We start from the raw sequence: 13,432 nt of genomic DNA, 5'->3' as shown, positions 1-13,432 counted from the left end.
TCGCGGGCTTTTCCGTGTCTGGGGACGAGCTGTTACCCCATCACTGCCGTCAGGGCGCTGTCGACGGAGGAGATGATCGCGTCGATGTCGTCTTTGGTGGCGATCAGCGCGGGGGAGAAGCACAGTGTGTTGTTGAAGCCGGGGATTGAACGGTTGGTCATGCCGATGATGACCGCGTCCTTTGCCATGCAGTGGCCGGTGACTTGGGCCACCAGCTTCTCCGGCAGGGGCGCGCGGGTCTCAACGTCCGCGACCAGCTCTGCGCCGAGGAACAGGCCCTTGCCGCGCACGTCGCCGATGCAGGCGTGTTTGCCTTTTAGCTCTTCAAGTTGCCCCAGCATGTAGTCGCCCATGGCAATGGTGTTTTCGAGCAGGTTCTCGTCCTCAAGGATGCGCATGTTTTCCATCGCCGCCGCAGGGCCAGCGGTGCAGCCGCCGAAGGTGGAGATGTCGCGGAAATAGTTCATGTGATCGGAACTGTCGTCCTTGAACATGTCGAACACGGCCTCGGTCGTCACGCAGCACGAAATGGCCGCGTAGCCGGAGGCCACACCCTTGGCCATGGTCACGATGTCGGGCTGCACGCCGTAATGCTGGTAGCCGAACCACGTGCCGGTGCGGCCCATGCCGCAAACGACCTCGTCGATATGCAGCAGGATATCGTATTTTTTGCAGATTTCCTGCACGCGCGGCCAGTAGCCTTCGGGGGGCGTGATGACGCCGCCGCCTGCAGTGACCGGCTCAAGGCACAGTGCGCCGACGGTGTCGGGGCCTTCGCGCAGGATGATCTCCTCGATCGCGTTGGCGCAGGCGATGCCGTAGGCCTCGCCGGACAGATCGCCCAAGCCCTGATCCATGGCGCGGTATTCAAGGCAATGTGGAACGCGCACGAAGCCGGGGGTGAACGGGCCATATTGCGCGCCGCGTTCGTCCTGACCGCCAGCGGACAGGGTTGCGATGGTGGTGCCATGGTAGTCACGGTCGCGGTAGAGGATTTTGTGCTTCTTGCCGCCATAGCGCTTATGGGCGATTTGGCGGACCATTTTGAAGCCCTTCTCGTTCGCCTCGGAGCCGGAGTTGGCGTAGTAGACGCGGCTCATGCCGGGCATTTTGGAGATCAGCCGCTCGGAGAACATGGCGGCAGGGATCGAGCCCATGGTGCCGCCGAAGAAATTCATTTTCACCAGTTGGTCACGCACGGCGTTGGCGATGCTCTCGCGGCCATAGCCGACATTGACGGTCCAGACGCCACCGGACACGGCGTCGATATGCTCGCGGCCGTTTTGGTCCCAAACACGCAGGCCCTTGCCTTCGACGATGATTTTGGGGTCGGTGCGGTTTTCTTCGGCCATGTAGCCGGCGTGCTGGCTGAGATGGTGCCAGACATGGGCGCGGTCGGCTTCGACAACGCCGGAGAGATCATTGCTTTGCAGATTACCGTCCATCGGCTTGCTCCAGATTTTGAGGGGGCCGGGTGCGTGAGCCCGGCGATTCCATATTATTTTACGCCAAGTATGGCGCTAAACATAAAGCTGCATGTTATCTGGGCGTGGAATAGGGCCAGTAACCCATCACGCATATAGCCAGAATCTGCTCTTAAGACGGGCGTTTCATGGGGTGTTCAAATGTGGTATCATTTGTTTTCATACGCTTAGAGGTGCGTGGAATGGGTGAAAGCGCAAAAAAGCGACGGAGTCCGACTTGATTAAATCCATTGACTGCACCCGCCCTCCGCCGCCTAGTTTGCATGTGGAAAAGCAGGATGGAGACGTGCGAAAACATGAAACTCCGACTGCGAGGGCAAACTGCACTGGCTTCTTAGTGGCCTTGTGGTCTGTTCAAACGACCCTTTCGTGTGGCCCGAGACCCGGCAAACCGGGCTGGCGACATTGAAGGAAATATACGCGCCGAGTGGCGCACGCTGTTCAACATGGGAGATGAACATATGAAACTTACCACCAAATTGATGAGCGCCGTTGCCGGCGTTGCACTGCTGTCCGGCGCGCAAGCTGCCATGGCTGATGGCCACGGGCTGACCGTTGGCTATTTCCTTGAGTGGCCGATGCCGTTCCAATACGCCAAAGTAAACGGCACCTATGACGAAGCGCTGGGCGCGCCTGTCACTTGGGTTTCGTTCGACACCGGCACCGCGATGTCGGCTGCCATGGCGTCCGGCGATGTGGATATTTCCGTTTCCCAAGGTGTGCCACCTTTCGTGGTCGCAACCTCCGCTGGTCAAGACATCCAGATTCTTGACGTTGCTGTGTCCTATTCCGAGAACGACAACTGTGTTGTTGCGACCGGTTTGGAAATCGACAAGACCTCCGCTGCCGAACTGGCTGGCAAGAAAGTCGCTGTACCGCTGGGCACCGCTGCGCATTACGGTTTCCTGAGCCAGATGAACCACTTCGGTGTCGACATCTCGGGTATGAGCGTTGTTGACATGGCCCCTGCTGAAGGTGCTGCGGCACTTGCGCAAGGCTCCGTAGACATGGCCTGTGGCTGGGGCGGCGCGCTTCGCACTATGAAAGAATCCGGCAACATCCTGCTAACCGGCGCTGAAAAAGAAGCACTGGGCATTCTGGTGTTCGATGTCACCTCCGCACCTGCGGGTTTCGTCGCTGAGAACGGTGACATGGCTGCCAAGTTCTTGAAGGTAACTGCTGATGCCAACGCTATGTGGGCTGACGAGGCCAACCACGCGAAAATGCTGCCGGTGATTGCTAAAGATGCTGGTATGGATGAAGCAGCAACGGCGTCGACCCTTGCAGGGTTCGCGTTTCCGAACATGGCGGATCAGCTTGGCGGCACGTGGCTTGGCGGTGGTGCTCAAACCTTCATGAAGGGTGTGGCTGACGTCTTTGTTAACGCCAAGTCCATCGACGCGGCGCTCGACAGCTACGACGCGACCGTAAACACAGGCCCGCTGAAAGCCGCGTCTGAAATGTAAGACCGACTAGGGGTGGAGCGGAGTTTCCGCTCCACCCTTTTCGCTTCCGAAACCGATTAAACAAGGAGTGGGGCAGCCATGTCGGGCCTAACAATCGAGAATATTTCCATGCGCTTCGATCTGCCAAATGGCGGATCAGTGCAGGCGTTGAAGGACGTCACCCTCGACCTGAAACCGGGCGAGCTGATGAGCGTTCTTGGGCCATCAGGCTGCGGTAAAACCACGCTGTTGAACATCGTCGCGGGCTTTCTGGCCCCCACCGAAGGGCGCATCGCGATGAACGGGCATACAGTGCATGGCCCTGATGCCGAGCGCGGCATGGTGTTCCAGCAAGGTGCCTTGTTCGAGTGGATGAGCGTTCGCGAGAACGTGGCCTTCGGACCACGGATGAAAGGCGAGCGCGAGGCGCAATACGGGGCGAATGTGGACCATTTGCTCGACGTTGTCGGCCTTCAGGATTTCAAAGAGAAAGCCATTTATGAGTTGTCCGGCGGGATGCAGCAGCGTGTGGCCTTGGCCCGCTGCCTTGCCAATGACCCCGACGTAATCTTGATGGATGAACCGCTGGGTGCGTTGGACGCGCTGACCCGTGAGAAGATGCAAAGCCTTGTGCTGAAGCTGTGGAAAGAGACGGGCAAGACCATCATCCTGATCACCCACTCGGTCGAGGAAGCGCTGCTGTTGGGCGAGCGTCTGCTGGTCATGGCCCCGCGCCCCGGCCGTATCCACAAGGAATACCGTCTGCCGTTTGCCGATCTTGGCGTCGACCAAGACCTGCGGGAGGTCAAGAAACACCCTGACTACAACAAAACCCGTGAGGAAATCCTCGCCATGATCTGGGACATGGAAGAGGAAATTATGGGCCGCACGGAGGAAAGCGCATGACCATTCTTGCAATCTACGTCGCCATTTTCATCGGCGGTTTCTTTGCGGTTAAGTATATCACCGCCTCTACGCAGCCCAAAGACTACACCTCGCTGAAAACAGTGACCTTCGGGGACGAAAGTGCAGTGCGGCCAAACCGTGCGGCGTCGATCATTTCCATTGTGACGATCTTTTTGCTGTGGGGGTCGTTTACCGGCTCAAGCCTGATCCCGTCCTTCTTGCATGCTCCGGCAGCCTATACCGGCCTGGGCGAGTTCAACTACACGGTGGACGCCAATGGGCAGACGGACGACGCCACGGTGACTGTCAATGTGCATGAAACCGATGGCGAAGCGGCCGTTCCCGAAGTTGAACCAGGCGATGGATTTGCCAAGAACGATTCCATCTCGATTGCCAAATACCGCTCCAAGCTGCTGCGCGTCGACGCGAATGACGAGCAAGGTCGTGACGAAGGGGCGAAAATCGTCGCCGTAAATGGCAAGGCGATCGAGCCGGGCGGAGAGGTGATCGTTGATTTTGCTCGCATCGCCATGACACCGAAAGGCACGCTGAATATCGTTCCGAAGACGGGCTGGCAAATGCAGCCATTGTACTTGCCACCCCCTGAAAAGGTGGCCAGCAGATTGGTGGAGATTTCCAGCACGGGGTTTCGTAACTCGACTTTGTGGGAGCATCTTGGCTACTCGTTGTTCCGCGTGATCGTGGGCTTCCTGATCGGCGCCGCCGTGGGCATCCCGCTGGGCTACGCCATGGGCCTGTCCAACTGGTTCCGCGGCTGGTTCGATCCGGTGGTCGAGTTCATGCGGCCCGTGCCACCCTTGGCACTGATCCCGCTGGTGATCATCTGGGCCGGTATTGGTGAGGTCGGGAAGATCGTGCTGCTGTTCCTTGCCGCGCTGTGGATCATGGCGATTGCCGCGCGATCCGGCGTGTCGGGGGTCAACATCACCAAGGTGCACGCGGCCTACTCGCTGGGCGCGTCCAAGTGGCAGATCATGCGCCATGTCATTATCCCGAACAGCTTGCCGGAGATATTCACCGGCGCGCGGGTTGCGATGGGTGTGTGTTGGGGCACGGTTGTGGCCGCCGAACTGGTCGCTGCCGAGAAGGGCGCGGGCATGATGATCATGGTCGCGTCGAAGTTCCAGAACACGGACATCGTGTTGATGGGGATTATCCTGATCGGCGTGATCGGGTTCTCCATCGACGTGCTGATGCGCTGGGCGGAGCGTCTGCTGGTGCCTTGGAAGGGCCGCAGCTAAAATTCGACCCCATGTCGTGAATTCACCGCCGCCTGTCTTGTTTCGATAGGCGGCGGTTTTCGTTTGGGCCGTATATGCGCACATGTTTTTAAGTATCTTCGACATATTCAAAGTGGGCATCGGCCCGTCCTCGTCCCACACTATGGGGCCGATGACGGCTGCGGGGCGCTTCTTGAACGACCTGCGCGGTGGTCGGGAGAAAGAACCCGGTGCGGGGGAGTTGGCAGGCGTTTCGGCGTCGCTGCACGGCTCGTTGGCGTTTACGGGTAAGGGCCATGCGACGGACCGTGCGGTGATGTTGGGGCTGATGGGATATCTGCCCGCGACGATGGACCCCGATGCGGTGGACGAGTTGATCGACACGTTGGCGGTTGAGAAGGTCGTGCGGCCTGACGGGCTGCCCGAGTTGTCCCTTGATCCAGCGAAAGACGTGGTTTTCGACTACGATCTGACGTTGCCCGGTCATGCCAACGGCATGATCCTGAAAGCGTGGGATGCGGCGGGCAACCTGTATATGCAGGAGACGTATTATTCCGTCGGTGGCGGCTTTGTGATGACAGAGGCGGAGCTGGCGAATGACGAGCCGGACCTGCATGTTCAGAAGGAGCAAGCGGGGTTCCCCTATCCGTTTGGCTCTGCCGCAGAGATGCTGGAAATGGGCAAGGCCCATGGGAAAACTATCGCGCAGATGAAGGAGGCCAACGAGTTGGCCAACCTGTCGCGCGCGGAGCTGGACCGGAACCTGACGGTGATCCGCGATGCGATGTTTGACTGCGTTGATCGAGGGTTGCGGATGGACGGGATTTTGCCGGGCGGATTGAACGTGAAGCGCCGCGCCAAGCGTATCCATGACCAGTTGCTGGCCGAACAAGGCATGAACCGCAGCCAGCCGCATACCATCAATGACTGGATGAGCGTCTATGCCATGGCAGTGAACGAGGAGAACGCGGCGGGGGGCAAGGTCGTGACTTCGCCCACTAACGGGGCGGCGGGTGTGCTGCCGTCGGTGCTGCGCTACTACCGCGAGCATTGCATTGGCGCGACGGAAGAGGGACAGCGCAAGTTCCTGCTGACGGCGGCGGCGATTGGCGGGTTGATCAAGCACAACGCCTCGATTTCGGGGGCGGAAGTTGGTTGTCAGGGGGAAGTCGGCTCCGCGTCTTCCATGGCTGCGGCGGGGCTGTGCGCGGCTTTGGGCGGCACCAACGAGCAGGTCGAGAACGCGGCGGAGATTGCGCTGGAGCATCATCTGGGCATGACCTGCGATCCGGTCGCGGGGCTGGTGCAGGTGCCGTGCATCGAGCGCAACGGGCTGGGTGCTATCAAGGCGGTTTCGGCGGCGTCTCTGGCGCTGCGCGGGGACGGGACGCATTTCATGCCGCTGGACAATTGCATCGAAGCGATGCGCCAGACCGGCATTGATATGAGCACGAAATACAAGGAAACCTCGCAAGGGGGGCTTGCGGTCAACATTCCGGAGTGTTGATGTCTCCCCGATAGATTTGGGAGACATTACCATGAAAAAGATCGTGTTGACCGGCGCCGCCGGAAACCTTGGGAAAGTCCTGCGCGGCCCTCTGGCTGCGATGTGTGACGAGCTTTTATCCACTGACATTGCCGAAAGCGTGGGTGATCTGATCGAGAACGAGACCTTCGTGCAGGCCGACCTGGCGAAGATGGACGACATCCGCCCGTTGCTGGAAGGTGCGGATATGGTCGTGCATTTTGGTGCGCTGGTGGACGAGGTGCCGTTTGAGGAAATTTGGGGGCCGAACTTCGTCGGCTCGTACAACATCTGGCAATCCGCAAAAGAGCATGGTGTGCGTCGCGTGATCTATGCGTCGTCGATCCATGTGATGGGGATGTATCCGAAAACCGTGGCGATCACACCCGATATGCCGCACCGCCCTGATACGTATTACGGGCTGGCCAAGTGCTTTACCGAGGATCTGGGACGCATGTTCTGGGAAAAGGAAGGGCTGGAGTCAGTCCACATCCGTATTTTGACCGCGACCTCGCGCCCCGGGAATGCGCGCGCGTTGGGAACGTGGCTTAGCCCTGACGATCTGGTGCAACTGGTGACGCGGGCGATTGATACGCCTGTGGTTGGGTGCACGGTGGTCTATGGGGTGTCGAACAATGACCGCTCGCCCGTTGACAATTCATCAGCGTCCCATTTGGGCTACCGGCCGAAAGACAATGCCGAGGAGTACGCCACCGAGACTTTGGCTGACACGCCGCCTGCGGATTTGAACGATCTGGGGCTGACCTGCCACGGCGGGCCGTTCGCGTCGGCCAAGCTGGGCGAAAGCCCGATGGCATTGATGGGTATTCCTGACGACGATTGAGGGTGTAGCATGGGAGAACTCCCCGCCCTGCGTAAGGAAGTGATTGCGATGTTATGGTTTTGTGGGCCGTCTTTTCACGGTGTAGTGTTTGTATTTGCGGATTTTTGGTAATATTCGGCCATGAATTGCCCCATTTAGCGCTAAAACGAAAGCAAACCTTGACCAAACGAAAGTAAACTTGTGATTAGTGGTGGGGAACGCATGAGGAGTCGTTGGTATGGCGCAAGAGGATATTGTTGACCTTTTCATCATCGGTGGTGGGATAAACGGCGTTGGAATCGCGCGGGATGCTGCGGGGCGGGGCCTGTCGGTCTCCTTGGCGGAAATGAACGACCTTGGCTGGGCCACATCGAGTGCATCGACCAAGCTGTTTCACGGTGGATTGCGGTATCTCGAGTATTTCGAGATCGGTCTAGTGCGTAAGGCACTGATCGAACGCGAAACATTGCTGCGCGCGATGCCGCATATCAGCTGGCCGATGCGGTTTGTGCTGCCGTACCACAAGGACATGCGCTTTGAAGGGGATACACCTACGTCGAAGCTGCTGGGCATTTTCATGCCTTGGATGAAGGGCCGCCGGCCCGCATGGTTGATCCGGTTGGGGCTGTTTTTATACGACAATCTGGGGGGGCGCGAAATTTTGCCCGCGACCCGCAAGGTTGATCTGACCGCCGACGCGGTGGGTCGGGGTATCGAGGACCGTTTTACCTTTGCCTACGAATACTCCGATTGCTGGGTCGAGGATGCGCGTTTGGTGGTTCTCAACGCCCGCGATGCGGAGGCGCGCGGCGCGGAGATTATGGTGCAAACCAAAGTAGTGTCAGCCGAGCGCGCGGAGGGTCACTGGGTGGTCTCATTACGCGATGGCGAAACTGGGGAAACGACTGAACGACGTGCCCGTATGTTGGTCAACGCAGGTGGCCCGTGGGTCGAAGATGTGATCCGGCATGTGACACATACCAATTCCAGCGAGGGCGTTCGGTTGGTTCGGGGGAGCCATATCGTGACCAAGCGGCTGTTCGAACATGACAAGGCGTATTTCTTTCAGGGCGAAGACGGGCGGATCATATTCGCCATTCCCTACGAGACAGATTTCACCTTGATTGGCACAACAGATGCCGAGCATTCGGATGCCTCCGTGAAGCCGGAGTGCACGGATGAGGAGCGGGACTATCTGGTCAAGTTCGCGAACGGGTATTTCAAGCACGACATAACGGCTGAGGACGTGGTTTGGACCTATTCCGGTGTGCGGCCGCTTTATGACGACGGCGCAAAATCGGCGACAGCGGCAACGCGGGATTACGTGCTGAGCGTCTATGATGATGGCCCGCCATTGCTCAATGTCTTTGGTGGCAAGATCACGACTTACCGGAAATTGGCGGAAAACGCCTTAGCCAAAATCGCGCCGTTCTTTGATGAGGTAAAAGGCGATTGGACCGCGGGCGTTGCCATGCCCGGCGGTGACTTCCCGGTTGATGGAGTTCAAGATTTGATCGACGGTTTGATCGTTGATTATCCTTTCCTTGATGATGCTTGGGCGAAACGTTTGGTGCGCGCGTATGGCACCGACGCACCGCGGATGCTGGGTGATGCCGGTGCAGCCTCCGACTTGGGGCAGCGTTTCGGTGCCAATCTGACCGAGCGCGAAGTGCGCTGGCTTATGACGAATGAATACGCGCGACACGGGGATGATATTGTCTGGCGGCGCTCCAAACTGGGGTTGCGGATGAGTGAGGGCGAAATCAAGCTGCTTGATGACTGGATGCAAGCCGAGCGCGCTGCGGCAAGGAGGGACCAATGACACATATTCTGGCAATTGATCAGGGAACGACCTCAAGCAGGGCGATCATCTTTGACGGTGACATGAAAATCGTCGCGTCGGCGCAGGAAGAGTTCAAACAGCACTTCCCGCAATCCGGTTGGGTCGAGCATGATCCTGACGACCTGTGGTCCACGACCGCAGGGACGTGCCGCGCGGCGATCGAACGCGCAGGGATCACAGCCGAAGAGATTGCGGCGATCGGCATCACCAACCAGCGCGAGACGACTTTGGTTTGGGACAAAACCACCGGAAAGCCGGTGCATAACGCGATTGTCTGGCAGGACCGCAGAACGTCGGACTATTGCCGTGAGATGCGCGATGCGGGGCATGAGGAGATGTTCACGGAGCGGACGGGGCTGCTTTTGGACCCGTACTTCTCTGGCACCAAGCTGCGCTGGATACTTGAGAACGTAGAAGGCGTTCGGGCGCGGGCGGAAGCGGGGGAGCTGTTGTTCGGAACCGTTGACAGCTTTCTGATCTGGAAAATGACCGGCGGTGCCTCGCATGTGACGGACGCGACCAACGCGGCGCGAACGCTGCTCTACGATATTCGCAAGGGACGCTGGAGTAGTACGATTTGCGAGATGCTGGGCATCCCGATGCAGATGTTGCCCGAGGTGAAGGATTGTGCGGCGGATTTCGGAATGTGCCGCGCGGATTTGTTTGGCAAGTCCCTCCCTATCTTGGGTGTTGCGGGGGATCAGCAGGCGGCGACCGTCGGGCAGGCGTGCTTCCAGCCGGGGATGCTGAAATCGACCTATGGGACCGGATGCTTCGCACTGTTGAATACGGGTGACACGCCAGTTGCCTCCAAGAACCGGATGCTGACCACGATCGCCTATCAGTTTGACGGCAAACCTACCTACGCCTTGGAAGGGTCCATCTTTATCGCGGGTGCTGTTGTTCAGTGGCTGCGGGACGGGATCAAGATTATTCGTGAAGCCAGCGAGACACAGCCTTTGGCGGAGAAGGCCGATCAGGGACAGGATGTCATCATGGTGCCTGCCTTCACGGGATTAGGTGCGCCGTATTGGGATGCGGATTGCCGTGGGGCAATTTTCGGGCTGACGCGGGGAACGGGGCCCGAAGAATTTGCCCGCGCAGCACTGGAAAGCGTGGGCTACCAAACGCGCGACTTGCTAGAGGCGATGAAGGCGGATTGGGATGCGGATGGTGAGGATGTATTGCGCGTTGATGGCGGAATGACGGCCAGTGACTGGGCGATGCAATTCCTGAGTGACATCATTGGTGCGCAGGTCGACCGGCCCGAGGTGTTGGAAACGACCGCATTAGGTGCTGCATGGCTCGCAGGGTCGAGGGCGGGAGTTTATCCTGATATGGAAGGCTTCGCCAAGAACTGGGCGTTGGAGCGCCGTTTCGAGCCGGATATGGACGATGCGACGCGGGACCGGAAGTATGCCGGTTGGAAGAAAGCTGTCGCGGCGACGATGTCTGTCTAGGGAACCCTACGCCAGAATGAAGTGAACTTTGCGGTCAGCGAGATGGCTATCCACGAGCTCCGTTTCCTGCGGGGTTAGCACTTGGTGGCGTGGGTAGAGCGGATTGACGCGGTCGTTCAGAATTGGCGCGGCCCATCCGTCCGTTGTGTCGAAAAACTGCTCTACCCCGTCTTCGCCAAACACGCGAAGGAAGCCCTGTACGACAACGTCGAGATAACTGAGCAGGATTGGATGCGGCTGATCGGGCGGGGCCAGATGTTCGGGGTGTGTTTGATACATATGTACGTCAACAGCACCCGCGCCATGGGTTAGTGACGTCTCGGGCAATCGACTGCGGAAATACCCTGTTTCGCGCAAATCCAGTGCGTGCCAATCTGAATTAGGCACCTCGGCCACCAAACCGTCGATTTGAAAGCCATCTGCTGGTGTGACGCTGAGAAAGGCCAATTCCCGCAGCGACGTATGCCGCCAAACGCGCTTCCATCCCGTGAGTTGCGCGGGGTGGGTCGTGGTGTAGGCGTGGGTCGCGGCGTTCACGAGTGAGCCGTAGCCGAAGAAATATGGATCTTGCATTGGCGGATGTGACCGGATTTTCCCCGCAGGCACAAGTTGAGTTATCGGCAAAACAGCGTAGCGTAGGTGTTCATACTCAAACCGGAGAAATCAATATGTCAGTTGCACGCGTTACCGAAATTATCTCTTCTTCTAAGAAAAGCTTTGAAGACGCTATCGAAAGCGGCGTCGAGCGGGCGTCCAAGACGTTGAAAAACGTCGAAGGTGCATGGGTTCAGGACCAAAAATGCACCGTTAAGAACGGCAAAATCTCGGAATACCGGGTGATATTGAAAGTCACCTTCGTTCTGGAAGACTAAGCCGGGCCTTTAAACCCGAGGCGGTGCTTCATTAACCGCCATCCAAGCTTTGGAATACGCCGTAGCAGCGCACCGCGCAGATCGGCGTATTCCGCTTCCCCTGCAAGAAGTTCCAGATACTTCATTTGCAGCGAGCTTCCCCGCTCGAACGCTTTCCTGAAGTAGCCTTCGGTGGCTTTGGGGAACATGATCATCCGCCACATTTTCGCTTGGTCGATCGACTTCTGGATGGGCTTCACCAGTTTCATATAGCGGGCCAAGGCGGTTTTGGATTGCCCCTGTGCGAGCGCTTCAATCACAGCGTGCGCCGCATGTTGCCCGCTTTCCATCGCCAGCGCGATGCCCTCCCCCGTGATCGGGTCAACCAGTCCGGCAGCATCGCCAACGAGCAGGATGTGATCGCGGCCCGGTTTCTTTTTGTAATCGCCAAAGGGCAGATACTGCCCCTTATAACGTAGGGTTTCATCGCTGGCGGTCTGCGAGACATAATCAGACATGTTGGCCTTCATGTCTTCATTGCGTGAATTGATGCCACCAACGCCGATTGTCACGGTTTTGCGCTTTGGGAACGACCAGCCGTAGCCCCAGCTTGCGGCATCGAAATCAATCTCGACAGCGCCATCGCAAGAGGGAGCGCGTGGGGACTCAATCTCCAGACCAAAGCCGATGGTTTCGGGGTCGAACGGCCTGCCAAATAGCGTCCGCGCGACGAAAGAGTTCACGCCGTCCGCGCCAATCAGTGCTTTGAACCCGAGTTGCGTGCCATCTCTGAGGGTGAGCGCGTTGTCGCCCAACTCGGTGATCGGTTGACCCAAATAGGGTGTGGCACCCGCTTTGACGGCCTCCGCGTGCAGCATCGCGTCGAAGTCGCGGCGCATGGTCAGGTGAACGGGTGGCGCGTTGGGGATATCAGCGAGCAGGCGACCTTTTGAGAGGAACCGCATGTGATCGGTTGTCACGAACAGATCGTCCGTCACCTCGCGTCCAAAAATAGCGCGCATTGCTTTTTCGCTACGCCCGGTGAAAAGCCCACCACACAGTTTATCGCGTGGAAACGTAGCCTTATCGACTACGGCCACAGACAAGCCGGCCTTCGCGGCGATGGTCGCGGCGGCGGAACCTGCGGGGCCTGAGCCCACAATGATGAGATCATATTCTGACATGGGGGGCTTTTAGGGGATTGGGACGTTGCTGCCAATGCGTGATGGTCTTTCAGCAGGTTTCGCGGTAAATCAGGCGACGCAATTAGAGGGCACAGCATGATACCAGAGACTGTAGTGACACGGAGCAATGGGGCGTGTGAGCTTTGCGGCGCCGAGGCGTCAGTAGGCGTGGCAGTGACCCCGCGCGAGGACATCGTTGCCTTGTGTGCGACTTGCGCATCAGGCGATGCAGATGACAGCCATTGGCGGTGCCTTCAGGGGGCGGTTTGGTCGGAAGTCCCTGCAGTTCAGGTGCAGGCCGTGCGTCAGCTGCGCAAGCTGGATGCGCCTTGGGCGCAAGAGACGCTGGATATGGTCTACCTTGATGATGACTTGGCAGCATGGGCGGCGGATGTGCCGTTGGAGCACCGCGACTCCAATGGAGCCTTGCTGTCCGCTGGTGACAATGTGGTCCTGATCAAGGACCTGCCGGTCAAAGGTGGGGGCTTTACAGCCAAGCGTGGCACTGCGGTCCGCAGCATTTCTCTGGTGTCGGATAATGCGGGCCATATCGAAGGGCGCGTCGAAGGTCAGCGGATCGTGATTCTGACCGAGTTTGTGAAGAAAAAGTAACACCCAAAGAAAAAGGGCGCGCGAAGTTGCCTTCGCACGCCCTCAAATTCTTGATCGC

At 58.5% G+C, this 13,432-nt stretch carries 12 protein-coding genes; 9 read left to right on the top strand and 3 right to left on the bottom strand.

Going from position 1 to position 13,432, the window contains the following annotated elements:
• Positions 1–32 precede the first annotated feature (32 nt).
• Entirely contained in the window at positions 33–1,445 is a 1,413-nt protein-coding gene (locus tag BCF46_RS09420; protein WP_121023594.1) for an aminotransferase family protein, read from the bottom strand.
• A 500-nt stretch (positions 1,446–1,945) separates the two neighbouring features.
• On the opposite strand from BCF46_RS09420, the gene BCF46_RS09415 reads away from it, so the two are divergent.
• From BCF46_RS09415 to glpK, 7 genes are all read left to right on the top strand, one after another.
• A complete protein-coding gene (locus tag BCF46_RS09415) occupies positions 1,946–2,950 on the top strand; it encodes a taurine ABC transporter substrate-binding protein (RefSeq protein ID WP_121024484.1) in 1,005 nt (334 codons plus the stop codon).
• A 78-nt stretch (positions 2,951–3,028) separates the two neighbouring features.
• Positions 3,029–3,835, top strand: coding sequence for a taurine ABC transporter ATP-binding protein (locus BCF46_RS09410; RefSeq protein WP_121023592.1), 807 nt, complete (start codon positions 3,029–3,031; stop codon positions 3,833–3,835).
• Positions 3,832–5,097: an ABC transporter permease gene (locus BCF46_RS09405; protein WP_121023590.1), complete on the top strand. Its 1,266-nt coding sequence runs from the start codon at positions 3,832–3,834 to the stop codon at positions 5,095–5,097. The genes BCF46_RS09410 and BCF46_RS09405 overlap by 4 nt, the downstream gene beginning before the upstream one ends.
• 82 nt (positions 5,098–5,179) lie before the next feature.
• Positions 5,180–6,583, top strand: a complete 1,404-nt coding sequence (locus BCF46_RS09400) for an L-serine ammonia-lyase (protein ID WP_121023588.1) — start codon at positions 5,180–5,182, stop codon at positions 6,581–6,583.
• Between the two features lie 31 nt (positions 6,584–6,614).
• A complete protein-coding gene (locus tag BCF46_RS09395; protein WP_121023587.1) occupies positions 6,615–7,445 on the top strand; it encodes an NAD-dependent epimerase/dehydratase family protein in 831 nt (276 codons plus the stop codon).
• A gap of 217 nt (positions 7,446–7,662) precedes the next feature.
• Entirely contained in the window at positions 7,663–9,246 is a 1,584-nt protein-coding gene (glpD, locus tag BCF46_RS09390; RefSeq protein WP_121023585.1) for a glycerol-3-phosphate dehydrogenase, read from the top strand.
• Positions 9,243–10,727, top strand: a complete 1,485-nt coding sequence (glpK, locus tag BCF46_RS09385) for a glycerol kinase GlpK (protein ID WP_121023583.1) — start codon at positions 9,243–9,245, stop codon at positions 10,725–10,727. The genes glpD and glpK overlap by 4 nt, the downstream gene beginning before the upstream one ends.
• A 6-nt stretch (positions 10,728–10,733) precedes the next feature.
• Here glpK and BCF46_RS09380 read toward each other — a convergent pair whose 3' ends face one another.
• Complete coding sequence (locus BCF46_RS09380; RefSeq protein ID WP_121023581.1) at positions 10,734–11,300, bottom strand: gamma-glutamylcyclotransferase family protein; 567 nt, start codon at positions 11,298–11,300, stop codon at positions 10,734–10,736.
• 95 nt (positions 11,301–11,395) lie between these two features.
• Here BCF46_RS09380 and BCF46_RS09375 point away from each other — a divergent pair, with 95 nt between their 5' ends.
• The gene (locus BCF46_RS09375) at positions 11,396–11,599 is read left to right on the top strand and encodes a dodecin family protein (RefSeq protein WP_121024482.1); all 204 of its coding nucleotides are present in this window, start codon (positions 11,396–11,398) and stop codon (positions 11,597–11,599) included.
• On the opposite strand, the gene BCF46_RS09370 is transcribed toward BCF46_RS09375, so the two are convergent.
• The gene (locus BCF46_RS09370; RefSeq protein ID WP_121023579.1) at positions 11,596–12,762 is read right to left on the bottom strand and encodes an NAD(P)/FAD-dependent oxidoreductase; all 1,167 of its coding nucleotides are present in this window, start codon (positions 12,760–12,762) and stop codon (positions 11,596–11,598) included. The two genes, BCF46_RS09375 and BCF46_RS09370, sit on opposite strands and share 4 nt — an antisense overlap.
• 96 nt (positions 12,763–12,858) lie before the next feature.
• On the opposite strand from BCF46_RS09370, the gene BCF46_RS09365 reads away from it, so the two are divergent.
• Positions 12,859–13,374, top strand: coding sequence for a PhnA domain-containing protein (locus BCF46_RS09365; protein WP_121023577.1), 516 nt, complete (start codon positions 12,859–12,861; stop codon positions 13,372–13,374).
• Positions 13,375–13,432: the final 58 nt, after the last annotated feature.

The sequence above is a fragment of the Litoreibacter meonggei genome (genome assembly GCF_003663885.1).
Classification (GTDB): domain Bacteria; phylum Pseudomonadota; class Alphaproteobacteria; order Rhodobacterales; family Rhodobacteraceae; genus Litoreibacter; species Litoreibacter meonggei.
The sequence above is the reverse complement of the archived record's forward strand: the minus strand, read 5'-3'. Positions and strand labels throughout refer to the sequence as shown.